General features: G+C 71.5%; 19 protein-coding genes and 1 pseudogene. 2 read left to right on the top strand and 18 right to left on the bottom strand.

What is annotated here, in order from left to right:
- Positions 1–54: 54 nt before the first annotated feature.
- Together ACIBO8_RS12620 and ACIBO8_RS12615 are read left to right on the top strand one after the other, a co-directional pair.
- Entirely contained in the window at positions 55–1,161 is a 1,107-nt protein-coding gene (locus ACIBO8_RS12620; RefSeq protein WP_396115265.1) for a GNAT family N-acetyltransferase, read from the top strand.
- Positions 1,158–2,291 (top strand): GNAT family N-acetyltransferase, encoded by a 1,134-nt coding sequence (locus tag ACIBO8_RS12615; RefSeq protein ID WP_396115264.1) that lies wholly within the window; start codon positions 1,158–1,160, stop codon positions 2,289–2,291. Before ACIBO8_RS12620 ends, ACIBO8_RS12615 begins: the two co-directional genes overlap by 4 nt.
- Positions 2,292–2,411: 120 nt before the next feature.
- Here ACIBO8_RS12615 and hpf read toward each other — a convergent pair whose 3' ends face one another.
- The 18 genes and pseudogenes from hpf to ACIBO8_RS12525 form a co-directional block, all read right to left on the bottom strand.
- Positions 2,412–3,029 (bottom strand): ribosome hibernation-promoting factor, HPF/YfiA family, encoded by a 618-nt coding sequence (gene hpf / locus ACIBO8_RS12610; RefSeq protein WP_396115263.1) that lies wholly within the window; start codon positions 3,027–3,029, stop codon positions 2,412–2,414.
- Between the two features lie 205 nt (positions 3,030–3,234).
- Positions 3,235–4,065, bottom strand: a complete 831-nt coding sequence (locus tag ACIBO8_RS12605) for a ComF family protein (protein ID WP_396115262.1) — start codon at positions 4,063–4,065, stop codon at positions 3,235–3,237.
- A gap of 15 nt (positions 4,066–4,080) precedes the next feature.
- Entirely contained in the window at positions 4,081–5,922 is a 1,842-nt protein-coding gene (locus tag ACIBO8_RS12600) for an LpqB family beta-propeller domain-containing protein (protein WP_396115261.1), read from the bottom strand.
- A gap of 239 nt (positions 5,923–6,161) precedes the next feature.
- A pseudogene (mtrB, locus tag ACIBO8_RS12595) lies at positions 6,162–7,874 on the bottom strand (MtrAB system histidine kinase MtrB); the annotation flags it as partial.
- A 123-nt stretch (positions 7,875–7,997) separates the two neighbouring features.
- Positions 7,998–8,687, bottom strand: coding sequence for an MtrAB system response regulator MtrA (gene mtrA / locus ACIBO8_RS12590; protein ID WP_366153506.1), 690 nt, complete (start codon positions 8,685–8,687; stop codon positions 7,998–8,000).
- A 113-nt stretch (positions 8,688–8,800) separates the two neighbouring features.
- A complete protein-coding gene (gene efeB, locus ACIBO8_RS12585) occupies positions 8,801–10,054 on the bottom strand; it encodes an iron uptake transporter deferrochelatase/peroxidase subunit (RefSeq protein WP_396115260.1) in 1,254 nt (417 codons plus the stop codon).
- Positions 10,055–10,060: 6 nt separating this feature from the next.
- The gene (efeO, locus tag ACIBO8_RS12580) at positions 10,061–11,203 is read right to left on the bottom strand and encodes an iron uptake system protein EfeO (RefSeq protein WP_396115259.1); all 1,143 of its coding nucleotides are present in this window, start codon (positions 11,201–11,203) and stop codon (positions 10,061–10,063) included.
- 12 nt (positions 11,204–11,215) lie between these two features.
- Positions 11,216–12,076 carry an iron uptake transporter permease EfeU gene (gene efeU, locus ACIBO8_RS12575; RefSeq protein WP_396115258.1) on the bottom strand — a complete coding sequence of 287 codons (861 nt, stop codon included), beginning with the start codon at positions 12,074–12,076 and terminating at the stop codon, positions 11,216–11,218.
- A 149-nt stretch (positions 12,077–12,225) separates the two neighbouring features.
- The gene (locus ACIBO8_RS12570; RefSeq protein WP_396115257.1) at positions 12,226–12,426 is read right to left on the bottom strand and encodes a DUF397 domain-containing protein; all 201 of its coding nucleotides are present in this window, start codon (positions 12,424–12,426) and stop codon (positions 12,226–12,228) included.
- 44 nt (positions 12,427–12,470) lie between these two features.
- The gene (locus ACIBO8_RS12565; protein WP_396115256.1) at positions 12,471–13,313 is read right to left on the bottom strand and encodes a helix-turn-helix domain-containing protein; all 843 of its coding nucleotides are present in this window, start codon (positions 13,311–13,313) and stop codon (positions 12,471–12,473) included.
- Positions 13,314–13,496: 183 nt separating this feature from the next.
- Positions 13,497–14,963 (bottom strand): adenosylhomocysteinase, encoded by a 1,467-nt coding sequence (gene ahcY, locus ACIBO8_RS12560; protein ID WP_396115255.1) that lies wholly within the window; start codon positions 14,961–14,963, stop codon positions 13,497–13,499.
- Positions 14,964–15,914: 951 nt separating this feature from the next.
- Positions 15,915–17,078, bottom strand: a complete 1,164-nt coding sequence (gene manA, locus ACIBO8_RS12555; RefSeq protein ID WP_396115254.1) for a mannose-6-phosphate isomerase, class I — start codon at positions 17,076–17,078, stop codon at positions 15,915–15,917.
- Between the two features lie 25 nt (positions 17,079–17,103).
- Positions 17,104–18,063 carry a cation diffusion facilitator family transporter gene (locus ACIBO8_RS12550; RefSeq protein ID WP_396115253.1) on the bottom strand — a complete coding sequence of 320 codons (960 nt, stop codon included), beginning with the start codon at positions 18,061–18,063 and terminating at the stop codon, positions 17,104–17,106.
- Positions 18,060–19,283, bottom strand: a complete 1,224-nt coding sequence (locus tag ACIBO8_RS12545; protein ID WP_396115252.1) for an SIS domain-containing protein — start codon at positions 19,281–19,283, stop codon at positions 18,060–18,062. Before ACIBO8_RS12545 ends, ACIBO8_RS12550 begins: the two co-directional genes overlap by 4 nt.
- A 148-nt stretch (positions 19,284–19,431) precedes the next feature.
- Positions 19,432–19,614 (bottom strand): Trm112 family protein, encoded by a 183-nt coding sequence (locus ACIBO8_RS12540; protein ID WP_396115251.1) that lies wholly within the window; start codon positions 19,612–19,614, stop codon positions 19,432–19,434.
- Positions 19,615–19,661: 47 nt separating this feature from the next.
- Complete coding sequence (locus ACIBO8_RS12535; protein ID WP_396115250.1) at positions 19,662–21,041, bottom strand: phosphomannomutase/phosphoglucomutase; 1,380 nt, start codon at positions 21,039–21,041, stop codon at positions 19,662–19,664.
- Between the two features lie 95 nt (positions 21,042–21,136).
- The gene (gene nfi / locus ACIBO8_RS12530) at positions 21,137–21,790 is read right to left on the bottom strand and encodes a deoxyribonuclease V (protein ID WP_396115634.1); all 654 of its coding nucleotides are present in this window, start codon (positions 21,788–21,790) and stop codon (positions 21,137–21,139) included.
- Complete coding sequence (locus ACIBO8_RS12525) at positions 21,787–23,220, bottom strand: aldehyde dehydrogenase family protein (RefSeq protein WP_396115249.1); 1,434 nt, start codon at positions 23,218–23,220, stop codon at positions 21,787–21,789. Before ACIBO8_RS12525 ends, nfi begins: the two co-directional genes overlap by 4 nt.
- Positions 23,221–23,250 lie beyond the last annotated feature (30 nt).

The following is a 23,250-nucleotide window of genomic DNA, read 5'->3' as shown; positions in this document are numbered from 1 at the left end:
GGCCATCTCCAACCCGGTGGCGGTCCGCGCGCGACCGAGGGCAGGATGGCCCCCGTGCACCTCCCTGATCTGCGCGTCGACGAGCTGACGATCCGCCCCTGGCAGCCCGGCGATGCCGATCAGGTGTTCCGGGCGTGTCAGGACCCCCTGCTCCACCGCTGGGTGAGTGGCCTGCCCCGGCCGTACCTGATGGCAGATGCCCGCGCCTTCGTGGGGGAGACGGCAGCGGCCTGGCAACGGGCCGGCACCGCTCTTCACCTGGGCGTCTTCGACGAGGAAGGCCTCGCCGGCAGCATCGCGCTCAACGCCCTCGACCGGGCGCGCGGCACGGCGGAGCTCGGCTACTGGACGGCACCGTGGGCTCGCGGGCGCCGGGTGACCGAGCGCGCCGGCCGGGCGTTAGTTCACTGGGCGTTCGAGCACGAGGGCCTGACCAGGATCGACTGGAGGGCCACGGTGGGTAATCATGCTTCGCGCCTGACGGCGCTCCGGCTGGGCTTCCGGATGATCGGCACGCGGCCCGCTCCGGACACCTGGCTGGCGGCACTCACCAGGGAGAATCTCACTCTCCCGGGGACCGAGGTGGCTGATTCGGTACGCCGTGCGGCCCGCGTCTTCGGCGGCGACCACCCCACCATCCAGGCCGGGACGCTGACTCTGCGCAAGCCGGCGGAGAAGGACGTCTCCGCCATCGCCGCCTGCCGCAACGACCCCCATGTGGTGCGGTGGCTCGGTGTCCGGCTCCCCTACACCGAGGCGGACGCACTGCAGCATGTGGCCGTCAATGTGCCCCGGCGATGGTCCGGAGGCGAAGGAGCGGTGTTTGCGGTTGTCGACCGCGATGACACGTACATGGGATCGGTTCATCTTGAGCTGACTGGCACGGACCCGGCGGCAGGCGAGGTGGGTTTTTCTGTTGCGCGGAGCGTGCGGGGCCGGGGGTACGCGGTGACAGCCGTCCGGGCGGTCTGCGGCTGGGCCTTCGACACGCTGGGACTGACGCGCATCCAGTGGCGGGCTGAAGTCGGCAACGAGGCGTCGCGACGGGTCGCGGAGAAGGCGGGTTTCACGATGGAGGGTCTGCTACGGCGGGCGCTGGTGATCGACGGCGAGCGACGCGACTGCTGGACGGCGTCGCTGCTCAGGGGCGAGGCCGCGTGATCGCGCCGACGATCCCGGGCGACGGCGTACGGCTGCGCGGCCTGCGTCCCACCGACCTGGACGACCTGATGGCGGGCTACAACGATCCGGACATGCGCCGGTTCATGGCGATGCTGCCGGTGCCGTTCACGCGCGCGGACGCCGAGGAATACCTGCACGAGCTCGCGCCCCGGCTATTCGCAGCGGGCGGTGGCTTCTACGCGGTAGCGGATCCGGTCAGCGACCGCATGCTCGGCGGTATCGGCATGGACCGGGTGCAGCCGGGACGCGGTCAGGCGGAGATCGGCTACTGGACCGGGCCGTGGGCACGCGGCCGCGGTGTGGCGACGGCGGCCGTCCGCGCGCTCGCCGAGCACGCGTTCCACACCGGGCTCGCCCGGCTCGAACTCCTCACCCATCGGGAGAACGCGCCGAGTCAGCGGGTCGCGCTCGCTGCCGGGTTCCAGCCCGAGGGGGTACGCCGGGCAGCGCTGCCCGGCCACGACGGCGACCGCGACGACGTGCTCGCGTACGCCCGGCTCGCCGCAGACCCGCCCGGCCCGGTGGAACGGCTGCTGCCCGACCTCCCCGGCGGCGAACTGACCGACGGCGTGGTGACCCTGCGCCCGCTGGCCGAGTCCGACGCCGACTTCTACGTGGAGCTGCACTCGCAGCCGGACGTGGTCGCGACCAGCGTTCCGCCGGTCCGGCCCAGCACCGAGCAGATGCGCCGGCGGTGCGCCTGGGCGCCGTCGCACTGGCTGGCCGGCGACCGCGCGGACCTGGTCATCGTGGACACCGCCACCGGTACGCCGACCGGCGAGATCGGCCTCTACTACCAGGAGCCGCGCACCGGCCAGGCGATGATCGGCTACAGCATGCTCCCGGCCTGGCGCGGCCGGGGCTACCCGACCCGGGCGGCGCAGCTGGTGTCGTTGTGGGCGTTCGCGGAGACGGGCATCGCCCGGCTGATCGCGGGTGCCCTGCCGGAGAACGTGGGATCGCAGCGCGTGCTGGAGAAGGCGGGGTTCAAACGCGAGGCGTATCTGCGCTCGCGTCTGCCCGGGGCCGGGGGGCGCCGCAGCGACGACGTGCAGTTCGCTCTGCTGGCGGAGGACCTTCTTACGGAGGGTCCGCGCCTGGACGGCTGAGCCGGCGTCGCTGTGAGCCTCGGCTCGGTGCCCCGGATCGGTTGTGGTCTCCGGGATCTGGTGGAGCCCTGGGTCCTCCCCGGGACGGGATCGGTGCCGCCCCGGAGGAGGAGAGGCCGTCTACGCGGTCGTTTCCAGGCTCAGGATGCCGTAGTCGTAGCCACGCCGCCGGTAGACGACGCTGGGCCGGCCGCTCTCCTTGTCGTGGAAGAGATAGAAGTCGTGGCCGACGAGCTCCATCTGAAAGAGAGCGTCGTCGACGGTCATCGGGTCCGCGGGGTGCTCCTTCTCGCGCACGATGCGCCAGGGCTGGTTGTCGCCGTGCTCGGACAGCTCGGTCGGCGAGGAGCTCTCGGCCTGCGGCGTGAGGTTCGGCAGGTCGGTCGGCAGCCCGGCGGTCGCGGCGGCCACGGAGACCGGCGCGTGGCGTCCGCGGTGCACACGCCGGCGATCGGCGGCACGGCGCAGGCGCCCGTCAAGCTTGTTGATGGCGCAGTCGAGGGCGCCGTAGAAATCCTTCGCGGTGGCTTCGGCCCGGATCACGGGCCCACGGGTCACGACCGTGATCTCCACGCGCTGGCAGTTGTCGGACTGCCGCGGGTTGCGCTCGTGGAAGAGCTCGACGTCGACTCTGATCAGTTTCTGATCGTAGCGTTCGACTTTTGCCAGCTTGTCGGCGACATGTTCCCGATAGTGATCAGGAACCTCTACGTTGCGGCCCTTGACGACAATGTCCACTCGTGACCTCCCCCAACGTTTGCACTTCGACGCGGTGTGCTGGTTTCGGTGACGACGGGGATCACGGAGCAATCCCGCGCACGTGACCGAATCGGCTTACGAGGACGCTCCTTTCCGGTGCGGCGGGTCGGAACTGCCCTGTCAGACTGGTCGACTTCGCTCCGGTGGCGGGTAAGGCGAGTCGCTTACCCTCGTCACCAAGACGCTAACCTGCCGACGGCTGCCCGTCACCCCTCGTTCGGGGAATGGGAGCGAGGACTTTCGTCCCTGGCGCGACGGCACCGCGACGTTCGCCCGCTTGTGCCCCACGGACCTTGCGCAGCCGCGTCGCCGCCAGCACCGCAGCCCCTGCGACCTGCATGTCCGCCTCCCGGAGCCGTGTCGTCACGGCGGCCAGCGTGGCCCCCGTCGTGACGATGTCGTCCACCACTATCAGGGTGCCTCCGATCGTCGGCCGCCGTCGCGGAATGCGGATCCGAGCACCCTTGATTCGCAGCGAACTCTCAGCCGCGGCCGCCCGTTCGACTACGCTCAGTGACGCCGAATCACCACGCGGCAGCGCCCGGAGCGGCCGGCTGAGGCGAGCCTCCCACCCCGCCCGGCCCAGCCGCCGCACCGCGTGTGCGCCCAGTCGCGCCATGTGGTCGCCGTGGCGTTCGCGGGCCGCTTTGGCCGTCGACGGCACGGGAACGACGTACAGGGGCCGATCAGGTCCGCCGCCGGCCCGGACCGCCATCTCGGCGATCGCGGAGGCGAGCAATGCGCCGAGCGGCCTGGCGAGGTGGTGCCGGCCCCTCTCCTTGTACGCGAGCAGCGCCCCGCGCATCGGCCCGGCATAGGCGCTGAGGGCGACGCAGGCGGGCATGCCGGGCGGGGGTGGGTTCGGGATGGTCGGGTACGCGTGCAGCGCCTCCAGGGTGGCTACACAGGCCGCGCAGACGCCGTGGCGCAGAGGGACGTGGTCGGCGGCGCAGGCCGCGCAGGCGCTCGGCAGGACGAGATCGGCGAGGTCGGCCAGGAGGTGTCCGTTCGGCACGGGGTCGCCTGCCGGTCAGCGCAGGAAGAAGGGCGAGGTGGGAACCATCCCGGTGGGCGGGTTCGTCACCGGGTCGGCGAGGTCGCCGACGCTGATGCGTACCGGGCCGGAGAGCACGTCGAAGGCCGCGCCGTTGGCCATGTACTGCACCACGTCCGGCGAGGGTTTGCCGCTGACCGGGCTGACCGGGTACGCCGCCAGGTAGGTGACGGTCTCGGTGCCGATGTCCGGCTGAGGCTCGGTCGAGTCCGTGCCGTCGAGGGCGGTGTCGATGATCGCGACCCGGTCCCGGTCGGCGCGGGTGCCGGCCACCACCAGCGAACTTTCGGTGCCCCAGTCGACGGCCGAGACGGAGCGCAGCGCCGGCACCTGGACCGGCCAGTACGTGGGGAGGTGGGGCCCGTCCCCGTCGGCCGTCATCGCCGTCAGATACAACTTGCCGCCGACGACGATGGCGATCCGCCGCCCGTCCGGGGCGACCGCCACGGCCGAGATCCAGCCGGGCGGGCCGGGCCAGCTGACCGCGCGCACGGGTGAGCCGTCCGCCGAGAAGCTGTAGAGCTTCCCCGCGACGGTGATCAGCCCGATGGCGCCGGTCTGCGGATCGTCGGAGGTGATGGCCCAGGCGGGCTGGCCGGTCGAGCCACCGGGAAGCGCCACCCGCTGCAGGTCGGTACGGTCCCCCAGCGCCGTGCCACCGACCCGCAGCACCTGGCGGTTGCCCTCGGCGGTGACCAGGGCGGCGTACCGGCGGTCGCCCGGACTGCGGGCGAGGGCCGCCGCCTTCACGTTGCGGTTGGCCTCCGGACGGATGACCGGGATCGGTTCGGTGGCGCCCGGCGTACGGGACATCCGCCGGATCTGGCCGTTGTAGATCAGGAACCGCTCGGGCGGATCCTCCAGCCGGTACGTCGGGTTGCTGGTGAGGTAGTCGTCGCTGTCGTAGTCGTTCTGTTCCTCGTTGCCGATCTTCAGCTCCAGGACGCGCGACAGGTTCGGCTTCAACGACCACTGGAGCTGGCGCCGCAGTCGGTCGAGCGCCTTGGGGTCGTCGGGCGGCTCGAGCGCCTGGGCGCTGAGGTTGATCTGAAGCGTGTCGTCGGCCACGGCGGGCACGTTGCCGAGCAGCGCGGTGCCTTCCGGCAGCGGCTCCACGGCGGGCCGCAACCAGTTCGACGGCCCCTCGATCAGCCACTTGATGATCTGCTGGGGCACCTGCTCGGAGGGCATGTCAGCGGGCAGGTACCGCACGTCGGGCACCAGCGCGGTGAACTCGTGGTTCCAGAAGTAGATGGTCCGGCGCTGGAAGAAGGTGTTCAGCGCCTCGTCGCTGAGCAGCAGCACCGGTGGCGCCTTGGTGACGAAGAGGCCGTCCTTGCCGGCGACCGCGGCGACGGTCAGCTCGTACGTCTGGATGCCGGTGTCCGGAGCGGGCCCGAGAACGCCGTTGTGGCCGAGCACGCCCAGGGTCTGCACCTTGAGCGTGACCTTGTCGCTGCCCGGGTTCACCAGCGGGGTGTCGGCGAGGTGCACCACCTTGATCTCGCTGGGTGCCTTGAACGTCGCGGCGGCCGACGGGGAGAGGAATTTCTGCACCCGCTCGAGCGCGCTGTCCGGGTCACCGCCGGCGGCCTCGAGGTAGTAGCGCACGAACTCGGAGATCTCGGTCGTCGCGTCCCGTTCGTGACGCGGCGGCGCCCCGTCGTCCCCGGTGGCGAATCCCGGCGACGGGCCGCGGCCGACCTTTGTGACCTCTGTGTTGTCGGGAATGCCGCAGCCGCTGAGGGCGAGCACGACGCCGAGCACGGCAGCGAGGACCGCGGCGGGACGGCGACGGGGATTCGGGAGCAGCTTCATCGACCCACCTCCGCCGGCTCTCCGGCGTCGCGGTCGCCCGCCGGTCCATCGGGCTCGGCCGCGTCATCCGACGGCCCGCTGCCGCGCCCGGCGTCTTCGACCGCCGGCCCGCTGCCATGCACAGCAACGCCACCAGCGGGCCCGCCGCGGCCAGCAGCGTCACCCGTCGGTCCGGCGTCAGGAAGAGCGGGATTCGCGGTGCCGGAGCTACCGCCGGAGGCGGTGGGGACTGTCTCGCTGGCGGAGGCAGCCGCAGTAGGCGGAGACGCCACGGAAGCGGAGGCGGGAGCGAGGGCGGCCACGGAAGCGGGAGCGGGACCGGGACCGGCCGGGAGCTCGTCGACGGCGCGGTCCCGCGGGATGAGGGGTAGCGGGGCCGCCACCAGGCGGTCGCCGGAGCGGACCGGGAGGGTGAGGCGGAACTGGGCGCCGCCGCCCGGTTCGCCCCAGGCTTCGAGCCAGCCGCCGTGCAGGCGCGCGTCCTCGACCGAGATGGAGAGGCCGAGGCCGGTGCCGCCGGTCTGCCGGGCGCGGGAGGGGTCGGCGCGCCAGAAGCGGTTGAAGACGAGGCGTTCCTCGCCCGGTTTGAGGCCGACGCCGTGGTCTCGGACCGTGACGGCGACGGCCGCCTCGTCGGTGGCCAGGGTGACCTCGACCGGCTTGCCCTCGCCGTGCTCGACCGCGTTGCCGACCAGGTTGCGCAGGATGCGCTCGACGCGGCGGGGGTCGACCTCGGCGATGACCGGGGTGTCCGGCAGGCGCAGCTCGATGGTCACGCCTACGCGCTCCGCCAGGCCGCCGAGGCGTTCGGCGACCCGCTCGACGATGGGGACCAGGTCGGTGTGCTCGGCGTCGAGCGCGGCGAAGCCGGCGTCGAAGCGGCTGATCTCGAGGAGATCGGTCAGCAGACTCTCGAAGCGGTCCAGCTCCGCCTGGAGCAGTTCGGCGCTGCGCGCCACGGCTGGCTCGAACTCGTCGCGCTCGGCGAAGATCAGGTCGGCAGCCATCCGTACGGTGGTGAGCGGGGTGCGCAGCTCGTGGGACACGTCGGAGGTGAACCGCCGCTGCAGCCGGGACATCTCCTCCAGGCGCACGATCTGGCGCTGGAGGTTGGCGGCCATCTGGTTGAAGGAGGCGGCGAGCAGGGCCAGGTCGTCCTCGCCGTCCACCTTCATGCGCTGGTCGAGCAGGCCTGCGGAGAGGCGCTGAGCGGTGCGGGCGGCGACCCGGACGGGGGTGACCACCATGCGGGTCACCAGGCCGGCGACGACGCCCAGAAGCATGACCAGCGCGATGCCGGTGACCAGGACGGTGGTGCGGATCTGGTTGGCGGCCCGGTCCTCGGTGGTCAGCGGCACCAGGTAGTAGAGCTCCATGTGACCGAAGCTGGTCGGCACCGGTGAGCCGTACACCAGGTATTTGGTCTGGACGCCGCCCACCTCGGCGGTGCGGATCTGCTGGGCCACGAGGCCCTCGCCGGCGACGTCGTGGACCAGCTCGCGGGTGATCAGGGAGGTGGTGTCGACCTTGGTGGACGTGACCGGCTTGAGTTCCGGGAAATTGTCGGCACGCAGGGAGACGATGGCGCCGCCGCTCTCGGCCGGGTCGCCGTCGGCGAGGCGGGTCACGGTGTCGTTGATGGTCGTGGGGAGCTTCGGGTCGCGCACCTGCCGGTGCACGGTGAGCTGGCTCCTCGCGTAGTCGACCTTGCTCTGCATCTGCGAGCGGACCTCGTCCTCGGCCCGGTCGAGCAGGATCGTCGTGCTGCGACCGGCGATGAACCAGCCGAAACCGCCCACCAGGAGGCTGGAGGCGACGAGGGTCAGGGTGACGACCCGCAGGTGCAGGGACCGCCGCCAGGCCCGGCGGGCGGGCGCAGAGACCTGCATCCCCCGGCGCACGGCGGTGCGCCAATACCGCCGCACCACGCGGAGGGTGCGGCGGATCGGCATCGGAAGCCAGGCAGGAGCACGCATCGGGGGCAAGGTTAGCCCGTCGGGGGTCCCGGGCCCGCCCTCCGGGCGTTACGAACCTCTGACGAAAGGGCGGGACGAACCCTGACCGAAGGGAGCGGCTCAGCCGGTGCCGGCCTTGTACCCCACTCCACGTACGGTCAGGATGATCTCGGGCCGCTCCGGGTCCGGCTCGATCTTGGCCCGCAGCCGCTGGACGTGGACGTTCACCAGCCTGGTGTCGGCCGCGTGCCGGTAGCCCCACACCTGCTCCAGCAGCACCTCGCGGGTGAACACCTGGCGCGGCTTGCGCGCCAGCGCCACCAGCAGGTCGAACTCGAGCGGCGTCAGTTTCACCTCTTCACCGTCGCGGGTGACGGTGTGCGCCGGTACGTCGATGGTGATCTGGTTGCCGGGCGGCCCGATGGTCAGCAGCTCGGGCGCGGCGTCCTCGCCCCGGCGCAGGCGGGCCCGCATCCGTGCCACGAGCTCCTTGGGCTTGAACGGCTTGACGACGTAGTCGTCGGCGCCGGACTCCAGACCGAGCACCACGTCGACCGTGTCGCTCTTGGCGGTGAGCATGACGATCGGGATGCCGGACTCGGCGCGGATGGCCCGCGCCACGTCGATGCCGCTCATGCCGGGGAGCATCAGGTCGAGCAGGACTATGTCGGGCCTGTTCTCCCGGAACGCGGCGAGGGCCCGCTCACCGTCGGCCACGAAGGAGGGCAGGAAACCTTCGCTGCGCAGGACGATGCCGAGCATCTCCGCCAGCGCGGGGTCGTCGTCGACGACGAGTACGCGGGCTCTCATGCGATCCAATATTGCACTGTCCCCTTCCGACCCGTGTGACCGGCCGTCGATCAAGCGTGGGCGCCGCTGCTGATCATGTCCCGGCGGACCGTGAAATCAAAGGGGAACCGCGCTCAGGAGAACAGTGACCGCCCCCAGAAATCGTCCGGGCCCGACACCCCGGGCGGACACGCGAACAACGCCTGCGACATCGGCTTCAGATACTCGTTCATGTCGTCGTGGCGGGACAGGTTCCGCTGCACCGGCACGAACTGCTTGCGCGGGTCCCGCTGGTACGCCATGAAGAACAGCCCCGCGTTGAGCCGCCCCAGCCCGTCCGAGCCGTCGACGAAGTTGTAGCCGCGGCGCAGCAGCCGCGCCCCGTCGTTCAGGTCCGGGTGGGCCAGCCGCACGTGCGACGCCACCGGGAGGGCTTTCACGTCGGGCTCGTCGTACTCCTGAGCCATGCCCAGTGGCGCACCGCTGCCCTTGTGGCGGCCGACGATGGACTCCTGTTCGGCCAGCGACGTGCGGTCCCAGGTCTCGACGATCATGCGGATCTTGCGGGTGACCAGGTAGGAGCCGCCGGTCATCCACTCGGGGCCGTCGCCGGGCTGCACCCACAGGTGCTGCTTGAGCAGGTCGGCCTCCTCGAGCTTGAGGTTGGCCGTGCCGTCCTTGAAGCCGAACAGATTGCGGGGCGTGGCCTGGGTCCGCGACGTGGAGGACGTACGCCCGAAGCCCAGCTGGGACCACCGCACGCTGACCACGCCCATGCCGATCCGGGCGAGGTTGCGGATGGCGTGCACCGCCACCTGGGGGTCGTTGGCGCACGCCTGGACGCAGAGGTCGCCGCCCGAGAGTGAGGCGTCGAGGACGTCGCCCGGGAAGTGCGGGAGGTCGTCCAGGGCCGGCGGGCGCTTCGCGGCGATGCCGAAGCGGTCCTTGCCGTCGGCGTCGCGGAACAGCGTGGGGCCGAAGCCGACCGTGATGGTCAGCCCGGACGGCGGCAGGCCCAGCGCCTCGCCGGTGTCGTCCGGCGGGGCCTCCGGGATGCCGTCGACCGCCCCGATCTCGCCCGCATCGCGGCCCGCGGTCATCCGGGCGGCGGCCGCCGTCCAGTCCTTCAGCATCGCGACGAGGCGTTCCCGGTCCTTGGTGATGACGTCGAACGCGACGAAGTGCAGGCGATCCTGGGCGGGCGTGACGATGCCGGCCTGGTGCTCGCCGGTGAAGGCGATCGCCCCGAGGGCGGCGCCGGCGTGGTCGTCGTCGGCGACCTCCCCACGGACGAGGGCGCCGCCGACGGCGGCGGCTCCGGCGATTCCGGCTACGCCGACGCCGGCGAGCGCGATCGCTCGCCGGCGTGACACCGTGCTGTCACTCATGAATCCCTACTTCTTCGAGACGACCGCGGCGACCTTGGAGATCGGCTCCGCGAGCGCGTTGATCGCGTCCGAGAGGCCCCTCAGGTCGCTCTGGCTGAGCTGGTTGTGCAGCTTCCATCCGTCGCCGGCGCGGTACTTCGCCAGCGCGGCGTCGACGTTGGCGAACTCGGTGTCCAGCGTCTTCACGAGCGCCGCGTCGCGCTCCTCGAGCACCGGGCGCAGCGCCGCGATCGCGGCCTTGGAACCCTCGACGTTGGCGTTGAAGTCCCAGAGATCGGTGTGCGAGTAGCGGTCCTCCTCGCCGGTGATCTTGCCGGTGGCGACCTCGTCGAGCAGCTCCTTGGCGCCGTTGGCGAGCTGCAGCGGGGACAGCTTCTCGGCGTTGGCCTTCGCGACGATCGCCTTCACGTCGGTCAGCAGCTGGTCGGCGATCGCGCCGTCCTTGGAGAGATCCGGCTTGGCCGCCCAGAGATCCTTCTCGAGGCGGTGGAAACCGGTGAACGGCATGCCCTCCTCGATGACCTCCTCACGCCCGTCGATCTTCGGGTCGAGGTCGCCGAAGATCTCGGCGACGGGCTCGATGCGCTCCCAGTACGTACGGGCGACCGGGAACAGCGCCCGGGCCTTCGCGACGTCCTTCGCCTTGACCGCCGCCACGAACTCCTCGGTCTTGGGCAGCAGCGCGGCGGTCTGGCTCTTCACGTAGCGGGAGTAGTTGTCGCTCGCGTCGGCGAGCTTGGCGTCGGCGGTGAGCGGGGCGGACGAGCCCGACACGGTGAACGCCGCGCGGATGCCCTTGCCGCTCATGCCGGGCTTGCACGCGGTCTCGTACGTGCCGGCGGGCAGCTCGACGTGCAGTTCCCGGGAGAGGCCGGGGGCGATGTTCTCCACCTCGCCCATGACGCGGTCGCCGGCGGCGTACACGTAGAACTCGGTGACCTTGTTGCCGCCGTTGGTGATGGAGAAGACGCTCGTCCCCGCGTCGACCGTGGTCCTGGCGACCTCGCAGCCGGTGTCGGTGGCCTTCACGGTGATGGGGCCGCCCGCGGCAGTGCCGGCCGCCTTGTCGTCGGCGCCGCCTCCGCAGGCAGTGAGGGTGCCGCCGAGGAGGCCGGCAGCGGCCAGCGCGAGCAAGGGGGTGGTACGCATGGAACGGTTCTCCTATTGCTGAGGCGCGGGCGCCGGGGCGGGGGTTTCACGAGCGGGCGCGGGCGCCGGCTTGCGCGCGGGCCAGAGGAAGATCGCGAGTACGGGGAGCCCGTAGGCGGCCCAGGCGACGGTCTCCAGCACCGACGCCGTCGGCGTGATGTTGAACATGCCGGTGAGCAGGGCGGTGTACCAGGCGTCCGGGTTCAGTACGCCGCTGACGTCGTACGCCAGGGAATTGAGCCCCGGCAGCACGTTCGCTTCCTGGAAGTCGTGCACGCCGTACTTGAGAATGCCGGCCGCGACCAGGATGAGCAGCGCACCGGTCCACTTGAAGAAGACCGACAGGTTGATCCGCACCGCGGTGGCGAACATCAGCCAGCCGATGACGACGGCCGAGGCGATGCCGCCGAGCAGCGACAGCAGCGGCCCGGTGTTGGACGACGCGCCCTGCACGGCGGAGTAGAAGATCAGCGAGGTCTCGAGGCCCTCGCGCACCACGGCGAGGAAGGCCATCACGGCGACCGCGAGGGAGCCGACGGCGAGCGCGTCCTGGAGCTTGCTGCGCAGGTCTCCCGCGATGGAGCGGGCGGCCTGGCGCATCCAGAAGATCATCCAGGTGACGAAGCAGACGGCGAGGACCGAGGTGATCGCCTCGAAGAGCTCGCGGTGCTCGTACTTCTGCAGCAGCGTGGTCGACGTGTAGCTGAGCAGCCAGCCGAAGAAGACGGAGAGCCCCACGGCGAGCCCGACGCCCGCCCACACCTGCACGAGGCGGTCCTTGCGCTGGGCCTTCACCAGGAAAGCGACGAGGATGCTCACCACGAGCGTGGCTTCCAACCCCTCGCGCAGGCCGATGAGGTAGGTGGCGAGCATGGCACTCCGTTTGCTAAGGCATCCCTAAGTAAGGCTCGCCATACCTTAGCCACGAAAGCGCCCATGCCGTCAAGCGGGGCACCTATCGGTCAGGTCACAGACGCGGGCGTGAGCGGCGGGCGGCCGCGCAAGACCGCCCGCACTGGGGATCAGCGGTCGAACTCCCCGGCCTGAACGCCGGCGATGAAGTCCGCCCATCCCGGTACGCCGAATGCCAGCACCGGGCCGGCGGCGTCCTTCGAATCCCGGACGAAGACCGTGGCGGCCGCGGTAGCGACCTCCACGCAGTGTCCCGCCGCCCCGCTGCGGGTGCTCTTTCGCCAGGTGAGAGCCTTGTTCTGCAAGATCATGCCCCTTTACGAATGGTTACTCGCCTACTTGAACGAAGATCTAATCAATCCAGTTCTTCGCCTGTTCGAGCGATGAAGTCGCGCGTCTCACCGGGTGGAAGGGCGCGGGCGCGCAGGTCGGCGAAGGCCTCCCGGTAGACCTCCACCTCGGCCTCCTTCGTCCGCAGCTGACCGCCGATCAAGTCCTCGCTGTGCACCACGGGCGGCCGGTCGGCGAACTCGAAGATGACGAACGCCTCGGTCAGGGCGGCGTGCGAGCCGGCGGCGAAGGGCAGGACCAGCAGCTCGACGCCGGGACGCCGGCTGGCGTCGTACAGGCGCTGAAGCTGGCGCCGGAGCACCCCCGGACCGCCGACCTGGCGGCGCAGCACGGCCTCGTCGAGCACCACACACAGCCGCGGGGCCGGATCGCGGGACAGCACGCTCTGCCGGGCCATCCGCAGAGCCGTACGCCGCTCCAGCGTCTCTTCGTCACGCACGTCGGCGCCGGCCCGGATCACGGCGTGGGCGTACTCGTCGGTCTGCAGCAGCCCCGGTACGAGCTGGGCCTCCCACTCGCACATCACGGTGGCCTCGGCCTCGAAGGCGACGTACTCGTCGTAGCGCTCGGCGACCGACGACCGGTACGGGGCCCACCAGACCCGGGCGCGCCCGCGGCCGGCCAGCTCCCGGAACCGCGACCGGTCGACGGCCTGGGCGCCCAGCTCCTGCAGCAGCCGGTCGAGGTCCGCATCGCTGATCCCCGTGCGGGCCGTCTCGATCCGGCTGAGCTTGGACTCCGACCATCCCAGCGCGGCCGCCACGTCCGCCCCCCGCCGATCACCGCGCAGCCTTCGGAGCTCTTCGCCCAGCTCCCGGCGGGCTGCCATCGATGTCGGTCTGGCCACGCGCCCACCGTACCGGTGACTCAGTGCAACTTGCATGGCACTTTATGCACTTGCAGATCCGGCGGGACCATGTGCTAATGGGAGAAGAGGTACGACTTGCGCATCGCCTGCGGGGGCGGCGCGCGGACAGGAAAAAGCGAACCGGCGGCGGCAACCACCGGTTCGCTTTTCCTATGCGACAGCTCAGTAGCGGTAGTGGTCCGGCTTGTACGGTCCCTCGACCGAGACACCCAGGTAGGCCGCCTGCTCCTTGGTCAGCTCGGTGAGCCGTACGCCGAGCGCGCCGAGGTGCAGCCGGGCGACCTTCTCGTCCAGGTGCTTCGGCAGCACGTAGACGCCCACCGGGTAGTCGTCGGTCTTCGTGAACAGCTCGATCTGCGCGATCGTCTGGTTCGAGAAGCTGTTGCTCATCACGAACGAGGGATGGCCGGTGGCATTGCCCAGGTTCAGCAGGCGCCCCTCGGAGAGCACGATGACGGAGTGGCCGTCGTCGAACTTCCACTCGTCGACCTGCGGCTTGACGTTCACCCGCGTGACGTCCTTGCGCTTCGCCAGCCCGGCCATGTCGATCTCGTTGTCGAAGTGCCCGATGTTGCCGACGATCGCCTGGTGCTTCATCCGCGCCATGTGCTCGTGCGTGATGACGTCGAAGCAGCCGGTCGCGGTGATGAAGATGTCCGCCGTCTCGACGACGTCCTCCATCGTCGCCACCTGGTAACCGTCCATCGCGGCCTGCAGAGCACAGATCGGGTCGACCTCGGTGACGATGACCCGCGCACCCTGCCCGCGCAGCGACTCGGCGCAGCCCTTGCCGACGTCGCCGTACCCGAAGACGACCGCGACCTTGCCACCGATGAGGACGTCGGTCGCCCGGTTGATGCCGTCGATCAAGGAGTGGCGGCAGCCGTACTTGTTGTCGAACTTGCTCTTGGTCACCGAGTCGTTGACGTTGATCGCCGGGAAGAGCAGCGTGCCGTTCTGCTGCATCTCGTAGAGGCGGTGCACGCCGGTCGTGGTCTCCTCGGTGACGCCCTTGATGGCGGCCGCGACGCGGGTCCAGCGCCGGTCGTCCTCCTGCAGGGACCGGGCGAGCAGCTTGAGGATGACCGCGTACTCCTCGGAATCCGCGGTGTCGGCCGACGGCACGGCGCCCAGCTTCTCGAACTCCGCACCCTTGTGCACCAGCAGCGTGGCGTCACCGCCGTCGTCGAGGATCATGTTGGGACCCTCGCCGTCCGGCCACAGCAGCACCTGCTCGGTGCACCACCAGTACTCCTCCAGGGTCTCGCCCTTCCAGGCGTAGACCGGCACACCCTGCGGCTTCTCCGGCGTACCGTCCGGGCCCACGACGATCGCGGCGGCGGCGTGGTCCTGCGTCGAGAAGATGTTGCAGCTCGCCCAGCGCACCTGCGCACCGAGGGCGGTGAGCGTCTCGATGAGGACGGCGGTCTGGATGGTCATGTGCAGCGAACCGGTGATCCGCGCGCCGCGCAGCGGCCGGCTCGGTCCGTACTCCTTGCGAAGCGACATCAGACCGGGCATCTCGTGCTCGGCGAGCTCGATCTCCTTGCGGCCGAAAGCGGCGAGCGAGAGGTCGGCGACCTTGTAGTCGCCCTCGGCCACGGACGTGGGGCGCGTGCTGGTCATCATGCTCCTGAGGTACGGGGATTGGCAGCGGTTCACTCTACGCGCGGCATTTGTCCCGGGGGTGGGTGGTTGCGCTGTCACAAACCAGACCCTTTTTCGGTACGGGCACAGAGTTACGAACCGCATCACCACCCCCGACACCTCAGGAGTGAGCACGCCTGATCCGCACAGCGAACGGGGCGACGAGTCAAAGACCCGCCGCCCCGTTCATCCCCCCGGTTTGGTACCGCGCGCGTCCGTGGGACCCCCCGATCACCATTGACGCTGCGTGTTCATAGCTTCACACTCAGCAGTCATCTCTGTCAAGAGAATCAGCATATTTCCGTTTTTTTCTGTCCGACCTCTTCTCGCTGCGTGGCGTGGCCACTACTCCGAGCCCCCACCCAGCCTTCAAACCACCACCGCCCCTGCACACCTCCCACCGCACGGGCAGCATCCGCAATCGCCTGGGACCGCTCCCGGTCCCCCCGCGCCTCCCGGCCGACATCACGGCTCGCAACGCGCCAAACCAGCTCACGGTCGACCTCACCGAGCCGCGTGCTCAGTCGGCGAAGCGGCCCCCCGGCCAGCCGCCTCACCCGCCCCGGCTCGGGCCCGCCCCTTGGCTCGGTGGCCCGCCCCGCGTCTCGCGGCCAGCCTGATGGGTCACTGCTGCCTTACCGGTCTGCGGTCAGCCAACCCCGACTCACCGCCTGCCGCGCCGGCTCACCGCCCGCCGCCCTGGCTCACCGCCTGCCGCCCCGGCCCACCGCCTGCCGCACCGGCCCACCGGCGGCCGCCCCGGCTTACGGCGCCCCGGCTTACCGCCTGCCGCCCCGGCTTACCCGCCTGCCGCACCGGCCCGACCGGCGGCCGCCCTGGCCCCCCAGCGGCCGCCCCGGACCACCACCGGCACCCGGCCACCGGGCCTCCCGATCGCAGACGGCCTCCCCGCTCGCAGACGGCCTTCCGCGCTCAGAGGCCGACGGTCGCCACGAACACCTCTCCCACACCCGCCACAGTCGCCGGACCCGTCTCCGCCGGCACGTATGCCGCCGTTCCCGGGGTCACCTCGACCGGAGTCCCGTCCACCGCCTCGGCCACGAACACATCCCCCGCCGTCCCCAGCACGATGCGCGGCCCTTCCCCCGGCAGCTTCCGCGGCGGCGTGGCGTCGCCGAAACGCATGCGGTACAGCGCGAAGTCCCGGATCGGCACCCGCCACGTCTCCACCCCGGGCGCCACCTCGGTCGCGGGCAGCAGGGGGTCGGCGAGGACCTCGAAGCGCAGCACACGCAGCAGCTCGTCCACGTCGACGCGCTTCGGGGTCAGTCCGCCACGCAGGACGTTGTCGCTGGCCGCCATGATTTCGACGCCCGTGCCGTCCAGGTACGCGTGCAGGTTCCCCGCCGGCATCCAGATCGCCTCGCCCGGGGCCAGCCTGACGTGGTGGAGCAGAAGCGCCACCAGCACGCCCGGATCGCCCGGGTAGTGGTTCGCCAGGGCGGTTGCCAGCGGGGACGTACCGGCCGCCACGACCTCGTCGATCAGCGGGGCGCGGTCGTCGGCCGGCCAGGTCAGCAGGGTGCGTACGGCGTCGCTCAGGCCGGGCACGCCCCGGCGCAGCGCCTCGGTCACGGGTGCCAGCCGGGCGATGCCCAACGCCTCGAGCTCGGCGGCCGACTCCTCGGGCGGGCGGAAGCCGCACAGGGCCTCGAACGGCGTGAGCGCGACCAGCATCTCCGGTTTGTGGTGCGCGTCCGTGTAGTTCTTCGGCGCGGCCGGGTCCGCCTCCTGCGCCGCGAAGGCACGCCGGGCGTAGTCCGCGTCGGGGTGCGCCTGGAGGGACAGCGGGGCCGCGGCGGCCAGGACCTTCATCAGGTACGGCAGGCGGGGGCCGAACTCGTCCACGACCTCGGCGCCGAGCTGGCCCTTCGGGTCGTCGGCGATGAGCGCCGCCAGGCTGACCGGGCCGTCCGCCCGCGTGACCGTCGAGGGGTCACCGGGGTGGGCGCCCAGCCACAGTTCGGCCTCCGGGCCGTCGCTGGGTGCCGGACGGCCCTGGATACCGGCGATCGCGGTGCGCGAGCCCCAGGCGTACGGCCGGATCACGCCGGTGAGCGGAAGTACAGCAGCCACCGGGCCGCCCCCGTTCCGTGTCTTGTCAGGTGGTGACGGCCGCGTCCGAAGCGCTCGCCGGCGTGGCCTTGGTCGGGCTGTAGATGTCCGGCTCGAGGTAGATGACCCGGGCGATCGGCACCGCGGCGCGGATGCGGACCTCGGTGTCGTTGATGTGCCGGGCCACGTCCTCGGCGCGGTCGGTCGGCGGTACGGCGATCTTCGCCGCCACGAGGAGCTCCTCGGGACCCAGGTGGAGCGTCTTCATGTGGATGATGCACTCGACGCCCGCGGTGCCCGCGATGGCCTGCTCGATCTTGGCGACGTCCTCCGGGTTGGCGCCCTCGCCGAGCAGCAGGCTCTTGGTCTCCAGCGCCAGGATCGCGGCGATGGCCACCAGCAGCAGGCCGATGGCCGCGGTGCCGATGCCGTCCCAGACGCCGTCGCCCGTGACGAGGGTGAGGACCACGCCGAAGAGGGCGAAGACCAGACCGAGCAGTGCGCCCGCGTCCTCCAGCAGGACGACGGGCAGTTCGGGAGCCTTGGCACGGCGTACGAAATCGACCCAGGAGGTCTTGCCCCGGGTGTGGTTGGACTCCTGGATGGCGGTCTTGAAGGAGAAGCCCTCCAGGCCGATCGCGATCACCAGAACCGCGACGGGCACCCACTTCCACTCCGTGATGGGCTCGGGGTGCTCGATCTTGTGCCAGGCCTCGTAGAGCGCGAACAGGCCGCCGACGCTGAAGAGCACGATCGACACGATGAACGCGTAGATGTAGCGCTCCCGGCCGTACCCGAAGGGGTGTTCGGGGGTGGCTTTGCGGTTGGCCCGCTTGCCGCCGACGAGCAGCAGCGCCTGGTTGCCGGAGTCGGCGACCGAGTGGATCGCCTCGGCCAGCATCGAGGACGAGCCGGTCAGGAACCAGGCGACGAACTTCGTGGCGGCGATGCCGAGGTTGGCACCGAGCGCCGCGATGATCGCCTTGGTGCCTCCGCCGGCGCTCACTGCAGGGCCTCGGGCATGGGGTTCGACAGTTCCTTCATCTCGTTGATGGCGGGCACGGCCATGGGGTCGAGGTCGTGCGCGAGCGCCAGGTAGATCGATGCGAAGTCCGGTACGGCGGTGAGCGACGCGAGCCGTTCCAGCGCGGAGCCGCCCTCGGCGGTCACGACGTCGACGCGGACGCCCCGGCGCTCGGCGAGGACCTGCACGGCGTCCGCCCGGCGCTCCTCGACGGCGACCGGCTCGTCGGCCTCGTCCTGCGGGTTGAGGCCGCCGTCACGCATGACGACCAGGCGCAGCCGGGTGGTGGCCTCCTGCTCGTCGTCGGGGTCGGCGAAGATGTCGCGGGTCGACTCGGCCAGGCCGCCGAAGGGCCCGTCGAGCAGGCCCACCCGGCCCCGCCCGGCCTCGCCCAGGGCACCGGCCATCACCGGGTAGCGGGCGTTCGCGGCGAGCGTGTCGGCGAACCGGCGGGCGGCGACGGTGGCGAGCGGGGAGGAACCCCACACGATCGGCACCGAGCCGGCCAGGTCCATGGCCAGCGACTTCGCCGGGTTGACGAAGGTCTCGGCGCCGGGGCGGCAGCGTTCGGCGTCGGCGTCGAGCCGGGCCGCGGTCTCCGCGAGGTCGGCCTCGTTGACCTTGACCAGGCCGAGGCAGCGGCCGGCGAGCAGCACCGGCACGGCGAGGCCCCAGAGGCTGGCCCGGGCGGGGGCGCGCCGCGGCACCGGGATGAACGGCGCCCGGGCACGCTCGGCGACCGCCTGCAGCTCGGAATCGGGGTTGCCGATGGCGACCAGCCGGGCGCCGCGGCGGGCGGCGGCGTCCGCGGCGGCCAGCGCCTCGGGGCTGCGCCCGGACGCGGACACGGCGATGACGACGTCGGCCGCGCCGACCCAGCCGGGCACTCCGGCGCTGCGGTGGCCGATGACCGGCACGGGGCAGCGCGGGCCGGCGACGGTCGCCAGGATGTTGCCGGTCAGGCCGGCCGTACCGATGCCGGCGACGACCACCGCGCGGGGCCGGCCCTCGTCGGCGAGGACGCTCAGGTTGGCCTCGGCGGCCAGGGCGGCGGACTCGCGGACCTGCGCGCCCGCGGACGCGGTGGCCCGAAGCATGCCGCCGGGATCCTTGGCGAGCATCGCCTTCTCGTCCTCGAGCAGCGACTCGTCGGCGACGCGGCGCCCGGTCAGGCCGGCCGTGCCGTCGTCTGGGGTGGCCATCACGCCACCTCGCCGGCGGCTGCGGCCGGGTGCTGCGGCGTCTGCGGATCGAGGGCCACCGAGCGGCTCCTTCACGTACGCGGGCGTTGACGGGGAACCAGGTGATCCTAACCGTGGACGCCGCTCGCCACCGCGCAGGCGGTGCCCGTCAGGCCGGGCCGGAGCCCGGCCGGGCCTCGTCCAGCAGCAGCACCGGGATGTCGTCGCGGACCTCGAAGACGCGCCCGCACTCGGTGCAGGTGAGCGTCTGCGCGTCCGCGTCGTGCTCGAGCGGTGCGTGGTGCGTGTCCGGGCAGGCCAGGATGTCGAGCAGGTGCGGATCGAGGGCCACCGGACGACTCCTTGCGGGTTCGCGGAACTGCTACGGGCCCGACGATCCTATCCGCGCACGATGGCGAGCACCTCGTCGCGGAGGGCGGCCATCCGGTCGGGCTTCGGCGCCTCCACGTTCAGGCGCAGCAGCGGCTCGGTGTTGGAGGCGCGCAGATTGAACCAGGCACCGTCGCCGAGCTGCACGGTCATGCCGTCGAGCTCGTCGACCGTGGCGTCCGGATACGCGGCGCGAACCTCGGCGATCTTGGCAGCGGCGTCCTCGACGGTCGAGTTGATCTCGCCGGACGCCGAGTAGCGCTCGTACTCGGCCGCGAAGAGCGACAGCGGGCGGTCCTGGCCGCCGAGCGCGGCGAGCACGTGCATCGCGGCGAGCATGCCGGTGTCGGCGAACCAGAACTCGCGGAAGTAGTAGTGCGCCGAGTGCTCGCCGCCGAAGACCGCATCGGTACGCGCCATCTCCGCCTTGATGAAGGAGTGGCCGACCCGGCTGCGTACCGGCTCGCCGCCGCTCTCCTTGATGATCTCGGGCACGGCCGCGGAGGTGATCAGGTTGTGGATCACCGTGGCGCCGGGGAACTTCAGCAGCTCGCGCTTCGCCACGAGGGCGGTGACGGCGGAGGGCGACACCGGGTCGCCGTTCTCGTCCACCACGAAGCAGCGGTCGGCGTCGCCGTCGAAGGCCAGGCCGATGTCGGCGCCGTGCTCACGCACGGCCGCCTGCAGGTCGACCAGATTGGCCGGGTCGAGCGGGTTGGCCTCGTGGTTGGGGAACGAGCCGTCGAGCTCGAAATACATGGGAACGATCTCGAGCGGCAGCGCGGGCAGCAGCTGGTCACCCAGCACGGCCGGCACGGTGTAGCCGCCCATGCCGTTGCCCGCGTCGACGACCACCTTGAGCGGCCGGATGCCGCCGAGGTCGACGAGGGACCGCAGGTGTTTCGCGTAGCCCTCGAGCAGGTCCACGTGCTCGATGCGCTCGGGCATCTCGGCGACGGCGTCCAGGTCGCCGAGCAGTTCCTCGGCACGCAGGCGCACGATCACGAGGCCGCTGTCCTGGCCTACGGGCTTGGCGCCGGCGCGGCACAGCTTGATGCCGTTGTACTGCGCAGGGTTGTGGCTGGCGGTGAACATGGCACCGGGCAGCCCGAGCGACCCGGAGGCGTAGTAGAGCTGGTCCGTCGACGCCAGCCCGATGTGCACGACCGCGGCACCGGCGGAGTTGGCGCCGTGCGCGAACGCCGTCGCCAGGGCCGGACCGGTCTCGCGCATGTCGTGGGCGATGACGATCTTCTCGGCGTCGTCGCCCGACTCCCGCAGCATCTCGACGAAGGCAGTGCCCAGGGCGCAGGCCACGGTCTCGTTGAGCTGGTCGGGCACGACGCCACGCACGTCGTACGCCTTCACGAGCTGGGACAGATCAGTCAACGCACACCCCTAGGCCGAATTTCCGTCCCGCCGAGACTAACGGAGCACGGGTAGCCGGCAGGCCGCAATCGCGTGGCGTCACCAACTCGGTGCGGTTACCGAAGGGCGTCCCGACAGGCGCGGTCAGCGAGCCGGGTGGTCTCCGGCAACCGGAAGCGGGAGGCGAGCCGCAGCGTCAACCCGCACGCGCCGTCGAGGTCCATCCGATGGCCGACAGAGACGAAGACCGGTTTCACCCCCTGCCGGGTACGCAGCACCGCCCCCACGGTCTCGCCGGCGTCGACGAGGTCGGCGCGGGCGCCCCGCCGGTCGTCCGGCTGCTCCCACGTGCCGATCAGCGGCGTCTTGCCGACCCCGTACGACGGCAGGCCGGTCAGCACGCCGAGGTGACAGGCCAGCCCGAAACGCCGCGGGTGGGCCAGCCCGTGGCCGTCGCAGATCAGCACCTCCGGGCGTACAGAGAGCTTGTCGAGCGCCTCGAGCAGGGCGGGGACCTCGCGGAAGGCGAACAGGCCGGGCACGTACGGGAAGGCAGCCTTGCCCCGGACCACGGCGGTGTCGCGCACGCGGAGGTCGGCGGTGTCGAGCACGACGACCGCCGCGGCGAGACGCTCGCCGTCCTCGTGGTAGGCGACGTCCAGCCCCGCGACCGTCGCCGGCTGGGCGGGTCCGCCGCCGACGATGAGCCGGGATCGCAGGGCGTCCTGGGCGGTGCGGGCTTCTTCTTCCGTCCCCGGCCAGGCGCTCAGAGCTCCACCCCGGTGAGCACCATGACCCGCGGCTCGGTGTAGTCCTCCATGGCGCTCGCGACGCCCTCACGGCCCACGCCGCTGCCCTTCACGCCTCCGTACGGCATCTGGTCCGCCCGGTACGAGGGGACGTCGCCCACGATCACACCGCCGACCTTGAGCTGTCGGTGCGCCGCGAACGCCGTCTGGATGTCGTGGGTGAAGACGCCCGCCTGCAGGCCGTATGCCGAATCGTTGATCGCGGTGAAGCCGGCCTCGTCGGACGGGACCTCGGAGACCACGAGGACCGGGCCGAACACCTCCTCGGCGACCACCTTGGCGTCCGCCGGCACGCCGGTCAGGATCGTCGGCGGGTACGTGGCGCCGTCGCGTTTGCCGCCGGTGACCACCGTCGCGCCGGCCGCGACCGCCTCGTCGACCCAGGCCTCGACCCGGCGGGCGGCGTCCTCGCTGATCATCGGGCCGACCTCGACCGCGGGGTCCGACGGGTCGCCGGTGTGCAGCGCCCCGACCGCCTCGGTAAGCCTGGGAAGCAGGTCGAGGCCCTCGTGGACGTACACCCGCTGGACGGCGATGCAGCTCTGCCCGGCCTGGTAGGTGCCGAACGTGGCGACGCGCTGGGCTGCCCAGGCGAGGTCCTCGTCGCCGGCGTAGTCGCCGCAGATCAGCACCGCCGCGTTGCCACCGAGCTCCAGGGTCACGTGCTTGTCGGGGGCCGCGCGGCGGATCTCGGCGCCCACCGGGCCCGAGCCGGTGAACGACACGATCGGCAGGCGAGGATCGGTGACCAGCCCCGAGGCGCGGTCGTTGGGGACCGGCAGGACGGAGAAGATGCCGGCCGGCAGGTCGGTCTCCGCCAGGATCGAGCCCAGCAGCAGCGCGGTCAGCGGGGTGGCCGGCGCCGGCTTGAGCACGATCGGCGCGCCCACCGCGAGCGCCGGGGCGACCTTGTGGGCGACCAGGTTGAGCGGGAAGTTGAACGGCGAGATGCCCAGGACCGGTCCGCGCGGCACACGCTTGACGACGGCGATGCGGCCGGTGCCGCCGGGATCGGTGTCGAGGCGCTGCAGCCCCCCGGCGAAGCGGCGGGCCTCCTCGGCGGCCCAGCGGAAGACCGACACGGCCCGGTCCGCCTCCACCAGCGCCCACTTGACCGGCTTGCCGTTCTCGGCGGTGATCAGCTCGGCGATCTCCTGACGCCGCTCGGCGATGCGGCGCGACACGTGGTCGAGCGCCTTGGCCCGCACGTGCGCCGGCAGGGCCGCCGCCTCGTCGGCCACCGCGGCCGCCGCGGCCACCGCCGCCTCGACCTGGTCCGGCTCCGCCCAGGTGGTGCGCCCGACCGTGCGGCCGTCATACGGATGCGTCACGGTCACCTCGTCGGTGCCGTGGGCCGGCTCACCTGCCACATAGAAAGCTGTCGCGTCCACGCCGCCAGCCTATGCCGGAAAGCCGTGCCT

Source organism: Actinoplanes sp. NPDC049681 (assembly GCF_044465265.1).
In the GTDB taxonomy this organism is placed as follows: Bacteria; Actinomycetota; Actinomycetes; order Mycobacteriales; family Micromonosporaceae; genus Actinoplanes.
The sequence above is the reverse complement of the archived record's forward strand: the minus strand, read 5'-3'. Positions and strand labels throughout refer to the sequence as shown.